The sequence below is a fragment of the Bordetella sp. 15P40C-2 genome, assembly GCF_009763235.1.
In the GTDB taxonomy this organism is placed as follows: domain Bacteria; phylum Pseudomonadota; class Gammaproteobacteria; order Burkholderiales; family Burkholderiaceae_B; genus Bordetella_A.
The window spans coordinates 1-12,388 of the sequence record NZ_WSJA01000006.1 but is presented as its reverse complement, the minus strand read 5'-3'; the positions used below and the strand labels follow the sequence as shown (position 1 = coordinate 12,388).

15 protein-coding genes are annotated in these 12,388 nt (G+C 61.4%); 7 read left to right on the top strand and 8 right to left on the bottom strand.

The annotated features are described in order from the left end of the window. The 4 genes from tolA to ybgF all read left to right on the top strand — a co-directional run. Nucleotides 1-829 (top strand): cell envelope integrity protein TolA (gene tolA / locus GOQ25_RS03860; RefSeq protein ID WP_160349133.1); only part of this gene is annotated, 829 nt, incomplete at its 5' end. Nucleotides 830-845: 16 nt separating this feature from the next. Then, entirely contained in the window at nucleotides 846-2,165 is a 1,320-nt protein-coding gene (gene tolB, locus GOQ25_RS03855; protein WP_160349132.1) for a Tol-Pal system beta propeller repeat protein TolB, read from the top strand. Nucleotides 2,166-2,199: 34 nt separating this feature from the next. Next, nucleotides 2,200-2,706 carry a peptidoglycan-associated lipoprotein Pal gene (pal, locus tag GOQ25_RS03850; RefSeq protein ID WP_160349131.1) on the top strand — a complete coding sequence of 169 codons (507 nt, stop codon included), beginning with the start codon at nucleotides 2,200-2,202 and terminating at the stop codon, nucleotides 2,704-2,706. A gap of 85 nt (nucleotides 2,707-2,791) precedes the next feature. Continuing rightward, nucleotides 2,792-3,475 carry a tol-pal system protein YbgF gene (ybgF, locus tag GOQ25_RS03845; protein WP_160349130.1) on the top strand — a complete coding sequence of 228 codons (684 nt, stop codon included), beginning with the start codon at nucleotides 2,792-2,794 and terminating at the stop codon, nucleotides 3,473-3,475. A gap of 54 nt (nucleotides 3,476-3,529) precedes the next feature. Here the strand turns inward: ybgF and GOQ25_RS03840 are convergent, their stop codons facing one another. Both GOQ25_RS03840 and GOQ25_RS03835 read right to left on the bottom strand, forming a co-directional pair. After that, nucleotides 3,530-4,450, bottom strand: coding sequence for an EamA family transporter (locus GOQ25_RS03840; protein WP_370519880.1), 921 nt, complete (start codon nucleotides 4,448-4,450; stop codon nucleotides 3,530-3,532). Then, nucleotides 4,447-4,956: a YbaK/EbsC family protein gene (locus tag GOQ25_RS03835; protein ID WP_160349129.1), complete on the bottom strand. Its 510-nt coding sequence runs from the start codon at nucleotides 4,954-4,956 to the stop codon at nucleotides 4,447-4,449. Before GOQ25_RS03835 ends, GOQ25_RS03840 begins: the two co-directional genes overlap by 4 nt. A gap of 125 nt (nucleotides 4,957-5,081) precedes the next feature. Here GOQ25_RS03835 and GOQ25_RS03830 point away from each other — a divergent pair, with 125 nt between their 5' ends. Further along, nucleotides 5,082-5,885 (top strand): alpha/beta fold hydrolase, encoded by an 804-nt coding sequence (locus GOQ25_RS03830; RefSeq protein WP_160349128.1) that lies wholly within the window; start codon nucleotides 5,082-5,084, stop codon nucleotides 5,883-5,885. 50 nt (nucleotides 5,886-5,935) lie between these two features. Here the strand turns inward: GOQ25_RS03830 and GOQ25_RS03825 are convergent, their stop codons facing one another. The 4 genes from GOQ25_RS03825 to GOQ25_RS03810 form a co-directional block, all read right to left on the bottom strand. Then, nucleotides 5,936-6,400, bottom strand: a complete 465-nt coding sequence (locus GOQ25_RS03825; protein ID WP_160349127.1) for a universal stress protein — start codon at nucleotides 6,398-6,400, stop codon at nucleotides 5,936-5,938. A gap of 103 nt (nucleotides 6,401-6,503) precedes the next feature. Beyond that, nucleotides 6,504-6,974, bottom strand: a complete 471-nt coding sequence (locus GOQ25_RS03820; RefSeq protein WP_160349126.1) for a universal stress protein — start codon at nucleotides 6,972-6,974, stop codon at nucleotides 6,504-6,506. 89 nt (nucleotides 6,975-7,063) lie between these two features. Next, the gene (locus GOQ25_RS03815; protein WP_160349125.1) at nucleotides 7,064-7,411 is read right to left on the bottom strand and encodes a TIGR01244 family sulfur transferase; all 348 of its coding nucleotides are present in this window, start codon (nucleotides 7,409-7,411) and stop codon (nucleotides 7,064-7,066) included. Nucleotides 7,412-7,499: 88 nt separating this feature from the next. After that, entirely contained in the window at nucleotides 7,500-8,894 is a 1,395-nt protein-coding gene (locus GOQ25_RS03810) for a PLP-dependent aminotransferase family protein (protein WP_370519882.1), read from the bottom strand. Between the two features lie 164 nt (nucleotides 8,895-9,058). On the opposite strand from GOQ25_RS03810, the gene GOQ25_RS03805 reads away from it, so the two are divergent. After that, nucleotides 9,059-9,985, top strand: coding sequence for a DMT family transporter (locus GOQ25_RS03805; protein WP_160349123.1), 927 nt, complete (start codon nucleotides 9,059-9,061; stop codon nucleotides 9,983-9,985). A 132-nt stretch (nucleotides 9,986-10,117) separates the two neighbouring features. Beyond that, entirely contained in the window at nucleotides 10,118-11,032 is a 915-nt protein-coding gene (locus GOQ25_RS03800) for an alpha/beta hydrolase (RefSeq protein WP_160349134.1), read from the top strand. 23 nt (nucleotides 11,033-11,055) lie between these two features. Here GOQ25_RS03800 and GOQ25_RS03795 read toward each other — a convergent pair whose 3' ends face one another. Both GOQ25_RS03795 and GOQ25_RS03790 read right to left on the bottom strand, forming a co-directional pair. Continuing rightward, nucleotides 11,056-11,646: a UbiX family flavin prenyltransferase gene (locus tag GOQ25_RS03795; protein ID WP_160349122.1), complete on the bottom strand. Its 591-nt coding sequence runs from the start codon at nucleotides 11,644-11,646 to the stop codon at nucleotides 11,056-11,058. After that, entirely contained in the window at nucleotides 11,643-12,161 is a 519-nt protein-coding gene (locus GOQ25_RS03790) for a TIGR02444 family protein (RefSeq protein ID WP_160349121.1), read from the bottom strand. Before GOQ25_RS03790 ends, GOQ25_RS03795 begins: the two co-directional genes overlap by 4 nt. Between the last annotated feature and the right edge of the window lie 227 nt (nucleotides 12,162-12,388).

Below are 12,388 nucleotides of genomic sequence, written 5' to 3'. Positions count from 1 at the left end.
GGCCGAGGCCCGTAAAAAGCGCGAGGAGGAAGAAAAAGCTCGTCTGGCCGCTGAAGCCGCCAAGGAGAAAGCGCGCTTGGAAGAAGCGCGCAAGCTGGCAGAGCTGAAGGAGAAACAACGCCTGGAACAAGAGCGCAAAGAGGCTGAAGCTGCCGCAGCGCGCAAGGCTGCGGCAGAGAAAGCGGCAGCCGAGAAGGCGGCTGCAGAAAAAGCCGCTGCCGAGAAAAAAGCGGCCGCTGAGAAGGCTGCGGCTGAAAAGGCAGCAGCGGAAAAAGCCGCCGCTGAGAAGAAGGCCGCGGCAGAAAAAGCGGAGAAAGCCGCCGCCGAGAAGAAGGCCGCAGCAGAGAAGGCCGCTGCGGAAAAAGCAGCGGCAGAGAAGAAGGCGGCCGCGGAAAAGGCCGCTGCCGAGAAGAAAGCGGCTGCGGAGAAGGCTGCCGCCGCCAAGAAGGCTGCCGCCGACAAGGCCTTGCGCGACGCCATGCGCGGCGACGTGCTGGGCGCGGCCGGGATTCCCGGCGGCACGGCCGACCGCAATCAACAAGGCGGCGGGCGCGATAGCGGTTATGGCGCCAAGGTCCGCAGTTGCGTTCGACCCGGCGTGGTGTTTGATCCGCCACCCCGTTCGGGCAGTGCGAACCCAACGGCGCAATACCGGGTACAGTTGAGTTCAGATGGAAAGGTTACAGGACTGAATCTGACGGGATCGTCGGGTAATGCTGTCTTCGACCGCGCGGTTGAAAACGGTATCCGTCGCTGCAACCCCTTCCCCAAACCGTCGGCCGGCGCGTACCCGTCCGTAATTGACGTTATATATCGCATGTATGACTGACAGGAGATTGATGATAATGACACCCGCCTACAGCCGCCCCGCGCGATCGGGGCTAGTGCGTGCGTACTGCATGCTTTTCACTCTGCTGACGGCCATCGCCCTGCTGGTTTGGCAGCCTGCTCATGCGCAACTGCGCGTTGATATCTCGGGTACCGGAGCCACCCAGTACCCGGTCGCGATCGCGGATTTCGCAGGCGATGATGAACAGGGCCGCGCGCTGGCCGATGTCATCCGCGCCGATTTGACGCGCACGGGTCAATTCCGCCTGATTAACGCGGCGGGCGCCGGATTGAACGTTGACTCGCAGGTGAACTACGACGACTGGCGCAACCGTGGCGCCGACTTCCTGGCCTACGGCAGCATCACGCGTGGTCCTGATGGTCGTTACGACGTGCGCTATCGCCTGGGCGACACGATTAAGAAAGGCCAGCTCGATGGCGTGGCGTTCTCCGGCACCGAAAAAGAACTGCGCCGTATCGCGCACCAGATCGCTGATCGGATCTATGAAAAGATCACGGGCGTGCGTGGTGTGTTCTCTACCCGTATCGCCTACGTGCTCAAGCGCGGCAATACGTATGAGCTGCAAGTCGCCGACGCCGATGGTCAGAACCCGCAAGTCGCGCTGCGTTCGCGCGAACCGGTGATCTCGCCGTCCTGGTCGCCCGATGGCAGCAAGCTCGCGTACGTGAGCTTTGAATCCGGCAAACCTGTCGTGTATGTCCATACGTTAGCTACCAGCGCTCGCGTACCGGTTGCGAACTTCAAAGGCAATAACAGCGCACCGGCCTGGTCGCCTGATGGCAGCAAGCTCGCCGTGGCCCTGACGCGCGATGGACTGTCGCAAATTTACATCGTTAGCGCCGACGGAAGCTCAAATGCGCGCCGTTTAACGCGTTCTCCGGGCATTGATACAGAACCGGTATTTACGCCGGATGGCCGCAGTATTATCTTTACGTCTGACCGCAGCGGTGGACCACAGATTTATCAAACAAGCCTAGACGGAGGCGACGCCCGTCGCCTGACATTTAACGGTAGTTACAACATATCACCCCGAATTTCCCCCGACGGATCCACGCTGCTGTACGTTTCCAGACGCGACGGTGCGTTTCGCATCGCCTCACTTGATCTTGCCACGGGCAACGAAACTCTTCTGACTGATGGTCGCGACGATCAGTCACCAAGCTTTGCACCCAACGGCAAACAAATCCTTTACGCCGCGGTCCAGAATGGCCGCAGTGTATTGGCCGGTGTATCCAGTGATGGTCGAGTGCGCCAAACGCTGTCCGTATTGAACGGCGAAATACGTGAACCCACGTGGGGACCTTTTACCCGCTAAAACGCGAATGACCCTTCTTTGCAAAGGAAACATCATGAAGATGCGCATTGCTAAAAGCTTTACCATCGCTGCTATGGCTGCCGCGTTGGCCGCTTGCAGCTCGGTTCCCCTGGATGACCAGTCGGCTGGCGCCGGCTCGTCGGGCTCCGGCATGGGCGGCTCGGCCTCTGGCGAGATCCTCGATCCGTTCAACCCCCAGAGCATCCTGGCGCAACAGCGCTCCGTGTATTTTGATTTCGACAGCTATTCGGTGCCTGAGCAGTACCGTGGCCTGGTGGAAACCCACGCCCGTTACCTCGCTTCGAACCCGCAACAGCGCGTCCAGATCCAAGGCAACACCGACGAACGCGGCGGTGCGGAATACAATCTGGCCTTGGGCCAACGCCGTGCCGACGCCGTGCGTCGCATGATGACGCTCTTGGGCGCCACCGACGCGCAGATCGAAACGATCAGCTTCGGTAAGGAAAAACCCCGTGCCACGGGTTCCTCCGAAGCCGATTTCGCGGAAAACCGCCGCGCTGATATCGAATATCAGCGTTAAGCGATTCGCGCATTAGCTCTGCCGCGCGTCGGGACGGTCCAAGCGGCCGTCCCGACGTTTTTGTTTTCTAACTCTGGAAATTTCTATGCGCGCTAATGTCCCGTCCTTGCGTATTCTGGTTGTCACCGCCGCCGTGCTTGCCGCGACGCTTACCGCGCCGGCACATGCTTTTTCCGACGATGAGGCCCGCCGAGCCATTCTGGATTTGCGCGAACAGCTCAAGCGACAGAGCGATTTGAACGCTCGCGCACGCCTGCAACTGGCTGACCAAATGCAAGCCATGCAACAAGAAATTACCCAATTGCGCGAGCAATTGGAGCTGGTGTCGCGTCAGCAGCCCAGTGGGGCGGCCGCGCAAGGCGCATCGAATCCGCAGGGCGTGACGGCAAACGATCCGAGCGAGCAGGCTGCCTACGACGGTGCCATCGATCAGTTCCGTCAAGGCGAATACAAAGAGGCTTCGGAATCGTTGGCCGCGTTTTTGGCGCTGTATCCCAACAGCCCGCTGGCGCCGACCGCCCGCTTTTACCTGGGCAGCAGCCGTTACGCGATCAAGGACTATAAAGGCGCTATTGAAGAGTTGACCCGCCTGGTTCAGCAGACCCCGAACGATCCGCGCGCGCCTGACGCGTTGCTGGTGATGGCGGGCAGCCAGATCGAGTTGAACAACCGCGCTGGCGCCAAGGCGTCGCTGGAGCGCATCGTCAAGACTTACCCGAATAGTCAGGCAGCCGAGACGGCAAAGAATCGTCTGCAGCTGCTGCAGTAAGCGTTGGCCCAGGCGGGGGCTTGATGCTTTCCCGCCCTCGCCGCCCGGCGCACTTTAGCGCCCGGCGACCGCCACCAAGATCCCGACTCCAATGACAATCAGCGCGATGCCCAAGAGCTCGCGCCGACTCGACGTATGGGCGAAGATGCGACGCGACAGTATTTGAGCAAACAGCACTTCGACGAGCCCCAAGGTTCTTACATTGGCGGCAGCGGTCAGGGCGAAGCCCAGAAACCATCCTTGCGAAGCACACGCTCCCAGCAAGCCACCCCAGATCGACGCGCGCCATGCCGCCATACAAGCAATCAACAGCGCGCGGTTAAAGAGCAGCATCCATACGATCAGGATCAGACTCTGTATGCCCAAGGACCACACCAGGGTCCAGGTGGATTGAAGAAAGAATCCGCCGCCATCCAAGACCAGTATCGCGCCGCGAAAGCCGATCGCCGACAAGGCGAAGAAAGCGCCCGAGACCAACCCGAACAAAGCGGGACGCAGGCTGCCTTTTCCGGTGGCCGAAGCGCCCTTGCTGGACATCAGCACCACGCCCAGCGTCGCCAACACAATCGCCAAAACCCCCGTCAGTGACAATGGGTCGCCCAGCACGGCGAAGCCGAATATGGCGACCTGAATCGGCTCGGTTTTGGTCCAGGCGGTCACCACCACAAACGACCGCTCGCGCATGGCCGCCAGCATCAACGCCGTGGCGGCAATTTGCGCCACCGCGCCGCCAATCACGAACGCAAGAAATTCGCCGTTGATACCGGGCAGCGGCCCGCCATCAATCGAATAGACCACAGCCAGAAACAGCAGCGCGAACGGAAAGCCGAACAGGAACCGAACCTGGGTGGCGCCCAGCGTGCCGAGCGTCTCAGTCAGACTGCGCTGAACGGCGTTACGCCCGGCCTGCGCGGCAGCGGCGGCCAACGTGGCGGGAATCCACAGCCACGTCCAATCCATCGCGGCGCCGCTCACGTGGCGCTGCCCGGTTGCAACGCGATGTCGGCCACGGGCGCGTCGGTCATGGTCGCAAGCTGTTGCGGGCTAAGCCGAAAGACCGCATGCGGATGGCCGGCAGCCGCCCATAGCACGTCGTATTGGAATAAATCCTGGTCCAGCAAGGTCACGGGCCGTGTGGCGTGACCGATGGGACACACCCCGCCGATGGCGAAGCCGGTTTTTTCGCGCACGAAACGAGCATCGGCTTTGCCCAGGTCGCCGACAATGGCGGCGACTTTGGTCTCATCGACGCGATTGACGCCGCTGGTCACGACCAAAACGGGCGCGCCATCGGAGAGTCGGCGAAAGATAATGGATTTAGCGATCTGACCGACCACGCATCCCAAGCCCTCCGCGGCCTGCGCCGAGGTGCGACCGCTTTGCGGCAAGATCACGATGGGATGCTCATGTCCCAGCGTCTCGAGAAGCTGGGCGATACGTTGAGCTGATTCGGGTAACGCTGCGAGAGACTCCGCTGACATGACAGGCAATTCCGATTGGTCGTACAAAGGGTCGTTCGTGGATCGATCAAGGAGTTCGAGTGTAGCAGCGACTGTGCGGGCCACGCAGCGCTAGAATCACAGGCTGTCGTTTCCTGATCCTTGACATGCGCGCCGAACCCAAGCTTTCCCTGCAAACCGCACACATTAACGATTACGCCATGACGTATGCCGAAGCCGGACAAGGCACGCCCTTGATTCTGGTGCATGGCTCGCTCTGTGACTGCCGGTATTGGAAGGCGCAACTCGGGGGTTTGGGAAAGCATTTCCGGGTGTTGGCCCCGAGTTTGCGTCATTATTGGCCACAGCAATGGGACGGTGGGACGTTCTCCATCGACCAACACGTGGATGATCTGCTCGAATTCATCGACATCGTGGGAGAAGGCGCCGCGCATGTGGTGGGTCACTCGCGCGGGGCACGCATCGCACTGGAGGCGGCATTGCGCGAGCCGCGTCGCGTACGCACATTGACCTTGGCCGACCCGGGCCGCCTGGCACCCGTGCCCACCTCGGACGAGCGCGGGGGGTTCAGGCAACGTGCATTGAAGTTGGTTGACGAAGGCCGGGTCGATGATGGCCTGGCGCTATTTGTCGATACCGTCTCGGGACAAGATACCTGGCGCCGCATGGTGCCGTGGTTTCAGGAGATGGTGCGGGACAACGCTTCGACCTTGCGCGCGCAGGCGTCGGAAATGTTAAAGCCCCTGCCCCGGGAACGCGTGGAAAAACTGGCCATGCCGTTGCTCTTGATCGGCGGTGCACTGAGCCCGGAACCGTATCCGGAAGTCGTACAGATGCTGTCGCAATGGCTGCCTTCGGCCCAAAAGGAAATCATCGCCGGTTCCTCGCATGGCATGAACCTGGGCAATCCTCGGGCCTTCAACAGCGCGATCGAACGGTTTTTGCTCTAGGCGTCGCGGCGAGCCTGCTCACAGGCTCAGCCACGGCATTACGCCTTGCCTTAGCTGTTGTCTTCTTTGACGCGATAAACCAGCACGGCGCAGGTTGCCAGCGACAAGACCTTGGCCGTCACGCTTCCCAAGAGGAGACGAGACAGACCGCTGCGGCCGTGACTGCCAATGAAGATCAGGTCGCAGCCATTGTCGATCGCGGCTTGCACCACGCCTTCGGCCACATTGAAATTCGATACGGCGCTCGATTCGGCCTTCACGCCCGCGGTATCGGCACGGTCCAAGACCTGCTTCAGATACTTTTCGGACTGCTCTGCCGCGGCCTGGTCGTAATCTTCGTCGGTGATGGCGTAAGCCGCAGCCATGCCGTCGAACCCGATCGTCGCGGAAAACGGCTGGGTGACGTGCAAAGCCACAACCTCTGCATCGATCGAACGCGCGAACGTGATACCCGCGTTGGCGGCCTGTGCCGACAGCGGCGAACCGTCGGTGGGAATCAGGATTTTCTTGAACATCTTGCCTGCTCCTGGTTGCATATTAGGAACAAGCATCCTACCGGAAAAACCCTGCGCCCACAGCGCGGGCGCAGGCGGTTTGTTAGAGGAAAATCAAAGAGATTTATTTCTTCGGTTTTTCTTCCTTGACGCGGTAGACCAATACCGCGCAAGTGGCGAGCGACAGGACTTTTGCCGTGACACTGCCCAGCAGCAACCGCGACAAGCCGCTGCGTCCGTGACTGCCGATAAAAATCAGATCGCAGCCATTCTCGCTGGCGGCCTGCACGATACCGTCGGCGACATTGAAATTGGACACGGCACGCGACTCGGCCTTGATGCCGGCTGTGTCGGCGCGCGCCATCACGTGCTTGAGATATTTCTCGGCCTGCTGCGCCGACGCCTTGTCGTAATCTTCGTCCGTGATGGCATAGGCGGCGGCCATGCCATCGAAGCCGATAGTCGCCGCAAAGGGCTGGGTCACGTGCAGTGCGACGACCTGTGCCTGAATAGACCGGGCAAAACAGATGCCCGCATTGGCAGCTTGCGCCGACAGCGGGGAGCCGTCGGTGGGGATCAGGATCTTTTTAAACATTTCCCGCCTCCTGTCTGCTAGATGGGAAATGCATGCTACCGGAAAAAACCGGCAGCAACAGTCAGGGCTTTCCGCAGTATCCCGCGCGATCAGGAGAGCTGCTGAGAGGCGACAAACAGGTTCGTGCAGCGCGTACCGGTGCGGCAATAGGCCAATACGGGAGCCGGCAAGGTCTGGAGCAGTTCAGCGAAACGCGCGACATCATCGGCGGTCATGGCGCTGCCGACCACGGGCTGATATTCGACGTGCAAGCCGGCCTCGCGGGCGGCCGCCGATACGTCGGCGGCGGTCGGCTGATCCGGGCCACCCTCGAAATCGGGACGGTTGATGATGACGCTCTTATAGCCGGCCGCGGCTACGGCGGGCATGTCGGCAGCCGAAAGCTGGGGTGCGACAGCGAATAGCTCGGTCAAGGGGCGAATCGGAAGGTCGGACATAACAGTTCCTCGAGATGAAATAGGACAATCAAAGCCGGTTCTAGACAATAGCCAGTATAGACTTGCGGCACCCCGCCATGCAGTTGCGTCATTGAGCCAGTACCCGTTTCAAAGTGGTCCAGATGGCGGGCATATCGACCATCGCGACGGAAAAGCGCAGCATGCTGGAGGTGGCCTGGGAAGGTGAAAACAGGGTGCCGGGCGCGAGTAGCAGACCATGTGGCGCGGCAAGCCGGGCCAGCGCCTCGGAGTCGCGGCCACAATCGGCCCAGACGAACATCCCGGCCTGCGGCAAGTGCGGGATCGTGAAGCCGAGCCGGCTGAGTTGATCAACGCATTGTTCACGCGCGGTATTGACCCGGGCGCGGACGCGCTCGATATGCTTGCGGTATTGCCCCTCGACCAGGATGCGGTGGACGACGCGTTCACCCAGCTCGGGGGTGGTCAGGCCGCCCAGCATTTTGAGATCCACCAAGTGACTGAGCACCGGTTCCGGCGCGGCGATGTAACCGACGCGAAGACTGGCGGCAAGCATCTTGGAAAAGCCACCGGCGAGAATGACGCGATTGAGCCGATCCAGCGCGGCAAGTTTGACGGCGCCGCCGGGGTGCAAGTCGCCATAGGTGTCATCCTCGACGACCCAGAAATCACGTCGCTCGGCGATACGCAAAATGTTGTGGGCCGCTCCGGCAGACAGCGTATGGCCGGTGGGATTGTGTACCGTCGGGTTGATGATGAACAGGCGCGGTTTATGCAGCGCGGCGAGCCTTTCGAGTTCGGCTAGATCCGGCCCGTCGGGTCCGCGCGGCACACCAAAGATGCGTGCGCCGAAGGCCGCCAGCCGGCCAAAGATGAGGAACCAGGCCGGATCCTCGACCAGCACCGCATCTCCGGGTTGAACCAGATGGCGGGCAATCAGATCCAGGCCATGCGTGACGCCGTTAGTGGTCACCAGATGCCGGTCGGGGTGCGCGGGTATGCCCTCGGCCTGTAACTGCGATGCCAGTTGTTGGCGCAGCGGCGCGTAGCCTTGCGGCGAGCCATAGGCCATGAACTGACCGCGTACCGAGCGTCCCACGGCGCGCACCGCGGCCGAGACCATATCGGGATTCATCCAGTCTGCCGGCAAGAGCCCCGCCCCACCCTGCATGGATGACTGCGTGGGTTCGCGAAACATATTGCGCACGAGCCATGTGACATCGATGCCCGACGGAGGAAGGGCTTGCGCTTTACCGGCCTGTTCCGCCACCAGCAGATCACGACGGGCCGCGACGAAAAATCCCGCCCCTCGGCGTGACTGCACCAGACCGCGGGCAACTAGCCGGTCGTAGGCTTCCACAACGGTAAAGCGGCTGACACCCGCCTCTTGCGCCATGACCCGTATCGAGGGCAGACGCGTGCCCGGGCGTAGCCCCTGGTCATCAATCCGCCGCGCAAGGTTATCGGCCAACTGAGCGACCAGCGTCGCGTCGCCCTGCCGCACGGGCTGCCAGGAGATGGAAGTTTGGAGGTTGGCTGTCATGGTGTTTTGACCGGGCCAGTGCAGAGAACGTTCTGTAAAAGTGTACCGGTACTGTACTGCAGGGTTTACGTAGAGTGAGCGAATTCCCGGTCGTTTGCAATCCCTACCCCTCAGGAGTCTGAGCCATGTTGTCCCGATCCGCCCCTTGTCCCGCCCCCACGTTGTCGCCGCCCACTGCCTGGCAAGGCTACGGCTATGGACTGTTGGGCGTGCTGATTTTTTCGCTCACGCTGCCTATGACGCGCGTGGCGGTCACCGAGATGTCGCCATGGCTGATCAGTCTGGGGCGGGCGTGGCTGGCGGCGGTGCCGGCAGTATCGATACTGGTGCTCACGCGCAGCCGCCGGCCCACGCGCGAGGAATGGCCGGCTGTCATTCTCGCCGCGCTCGGTGTCGTGATCGGATGGCCGTTGACTTCGACCTTCGCGCTGACTACGGTGTCTTCGTCACACGGGGCAGTGTTCAATGGATTGCTACCCCTGTGCACTGCGATGTTCGCGGCGTGGCGCAGCGGCGAACGGCCACCCCGCGCGTTCTGGGCCTGGGCGGGGGCCGGAGCTGTGCTGGTGATGGTTTATGGATTGCAACAAGGCGCCGGCCGGTTTCAGGCGGGCGATGTGTGGCTACTGGTGGCGGTGGTGCTTGGCGGCATGGGGTATGCCGAAGGCGCGCGCGCCGCGCGCACGCTGGGCGGCGCGCGTACGATTTGCTGGGCGTTGGCGATCAGCGCGCCAGTTTTGACGGTGCCTGTGATGCTGCTGCTGCGCGATGCGGCTGCCACGACGGGCTGGCCGGGAATGCCGGTGATGGGGGCATTCGCGTATCTAGCGTTTGGCTCCATGTTTCTGGGCTTTTTCGCCTGGTATCGCGGCCTGGCGATCGGCGGCATCGCCCGCGTGGGGCAGGTTCAATTGCTGCAACCGTTTTTGACCGTGCTGGCCGCGGCAACCTTATTTCACGAGTCCGTAGAGCCCTCGGCGTTTGTGTTTGCGGCGGCGGTCATCCTGGTCATTGCGGGTGGACGGCGTGCGATGTTGAACTCTGCGCGGTAGAACGTGTCGATAATCAGGTGGAGCGCGTTGTAATCGGTCGGTCCGATGCGCCCCACCGTCGCCGTGACCGCGGGGGAATCCGGTATCCCTGCGCCCTACTCCGTCCCATTCACTCCGCAAACACTGCCGCCCATGTTCCTGCCGCGTTTATTGACTTTTCGACGCCTGATTGTCGGCAGTGTGCTGGCGGCGGCGAGCGTCGTCGGTTGTACGCAGCTCGATGCTTGGCAGCGGCAGGCCATTTTCTCTGTCGAGTCCGAGTCCCAGCGCTGGTGGAGCGAGCCGCCGGCCGGCACGGAGTCGTTCGAACTGGAGATTGCCAAGGGCGAGCGCGTACACGCCTGGTATTGGCAGCATCCCAACCCGGAGGCGCCGACCGTGCTGTATCTGCATGGCGCGCGCTGGAATCTGAATGGCAGCGCCTTTCGCATGTCCGGCTGGACGCGCATGGGCTATTCCGTGCTCGCCATCGACTATCGCGGTTTTGGTCAATCGACGCCCCGCTTGCCTTCAGAGGAGTCTGCGGTCGAGGACGCTGCGGCGGCACTACGTGAGCTTGCCCGCCGGCAACCCGATCCGTCCAGACGCTTTGTTTACGGCCATAGCCTGGGTGGGGCGATCGCGATCAATCTGGCCGCGCGACCCGACATGCCTGAGTTTGCGGGCCTGATTGTGGAATCGAGTTTTACCAGCGTGGCCGCCATGCTGCGCACATTGAGATGGGGCAAGCTTCCCGGTGCGAGCCTGCTGGTGACGCAGCCGTTTGCCTCGGTGGAAAAGTTGGCGACCCTAAGCACCCCGATGCTGTTTTTGCATGGCACGGCCGACCGGGTCGTGCCACACACCATGAGCGATGAGCTCTTCGCAGCGGCGGTCAAGGTGCCGGAAAATCTGAAACGCGTCGTCAAAATCGAAGGCGCTTCGCATTCGGGTGCGATTCGCAGTGGCGAGGTCTACGAGAGCGCCGTCCGGGACTTTATTCGGGATGCGGCTCGTGCCTATGCGAATGCTGCTGCCGATCATCGGCCGGCATCCCCAGCGGGATAGGCACAGTCAGGGCAGTCTCGCGTTCAGTGTGCGTCTGAATCAGTCGAAGCATCCGCCTGCCGCCAACGGCTGGTTGAACCCAGATGGATGTCGAAAAGGTCCAATGCCCGGCCCACGCTTTGCGTGACCGTCTGGTCCAGGGTTTGATGTCCGTGATAAAACGCGGGCACGGGCGGCATGATGATGGCGCCGTTGCGCGTGGCCTGGGCCATCAGATCGATATGGCCGGCATGCAGCGGCGTTTCGCGCAACAGCAGCACCACGCGGCGTCGCTCTTTCAGACAGACGTCGGCGGCCCGTGTGACCAGCTCATCGTTGTAGCAATTGGCGATGCCGCTCAGCGTCTTGATCGAGCACGGCGCCACCAGCATGCCGGACGTGATGAAAGAGCCCGACGAAATGGCCGCACCGATGTCTTTATGGCTGTAGACCTCGTCCGCCAATTCGCGGACGGCTTCCAGCCGGTAGTCGGTTTCCTCGGCAATCGTGCGCGCGCCGGAGGACGTCACAATCAGATGAGTGCGGACGTCACTGACGGGCTGCAGGAGTTCGAGCGCTCGAATGCCGTAGATGGCGCCCGATGCGCCGGTGATGGCGATGATCAGATTTTTCATGAAAAACAGCCTGTCGCTGCAGCAGCTATGACGTTCACAGCATTCCTTTCTTCGATATCGGCAGGCCGACCGCCATAGTACTGCACCACGTGCAACAGATTGGTGGCCGCTGTCTCGCTGGCATCAGCTGACGCGTTGTGGCCCAGACAATGAGCGAGCTGCCCTAACTGCGCCAACTCTACCAGCTCGGCTGCGATTTCCACGCTTTGCACCTTGGCACGCAAAGCATCGGTGTGATCATTGGGTGCGGGCGCAGGGCCGGTTTTCAAACGACGCCTGACGGCACGCAAGGGCAGCACGATCTCGCGGTGCCACTGCCTGATTTGAATGGCGGCTTCTTCGATATCTTGCGGCCGCATTGACCGTGCCAACCGGACACCCATCCAAGCGGCGAACAATAAGACATTGACGTCTAGCTGGACACGCTCCTGCAGGGTCAGACAAGCCTCCGACACGCCTTCACATCCATACAGCGCGATGGCATCCGAGGGTAAATCAAGCGGGATATCAGGCACCCGGCCTCTCCACGTGACGTTTATCTGCAAATGTAATGAAGACACGGCATGGGCCGCGGGCATGAATCCGCCGATCCGGAAAATGCATCGTGTCGCATTCGTTCAAACACCACCAGACATCTCTGGGCTCTACATCATAAACGGGGGACGACCAGCATTCATTAGACTTGTTTTTGCGAAGAACCTGTCTAAAGGAAACAATGCTGATGTCCCCAATCGATTCTATC